The 617-nt window shown below is 48.3% G+C and carries 1 protein-coding gene; it reads left to right on the forward strand.

What is annotated here, in order from left to right; all coding sequences use genetic code 11:
* Nucleotides 1-289: transposase (locus ACFO6W_RS04440; RefSeq protein ID WP_379994160.1), on the forward strand; the 289-nt coding region annotated here is incomplete at its 5' end.
* Nucleotides 290-617 lie beyond the last annotated feature (328 nt).

Genomic DNA, 617 nt, shown 5'->3' on the forward strand with positions numbered 1-617 from the left:
GCGTGATATTGCCGCCTCAGAGGTTATCATATCCGAGATTGACGATAAAGTCAGGCAGGCACTTAGCCCTTATGATAATGTCATCGAACTGCTCAAAGGCGTACCGGGCTTCAACCTTAAAACCGCGCAAGACCTTATTGCCGAGATTGGACTGGATATGAGTGTCTTCCCCAGCGAGAAGCACCTGTGCTCCTGGGTAGGTATATCTCCGGGCAACAATGAGAGTGCGGGCAAAAAAAAAGCGGACGAACCACCCACGGAAATAAATCCGCCAAAGCGGCAGTTGTAGAAGCAGCCTGGGCGGCAACAAGGACGAAGAATACATTCTACAGTGCGAGGTATCACCGGCTGGCAGCAAGACGGGGCAAGAAAAGAGCTCTGGTAGCCATAGGACATTCGATCCTGAAGTCTGTCTACCATATACTGAGCACAGAAGAACAATACAGAGAACTTGGAGCCGACTATATCAACCAAAGGATGGAAGCCAAACGCAAATCTTACCTGAAGAAAGAGTTGGAAAAACTGGGCTACCAGGTGGATTTGGTCGAGACTAAAGCAGGATAGCTCAAATTACAATAAAGGTCGATGTTTACTGGCGCCAGTTATCCAAATAGGTA

Source organism: Dysgonomonas termitidis, from assembly GCF_042654545.1.
Classification (GTDB): Bacteria; Bacteroidota; Bacteroidia; order Bacteroidales; family Dysgonomonadaceae; genus Dysgonomonas; species Dysgonomonas termitidis.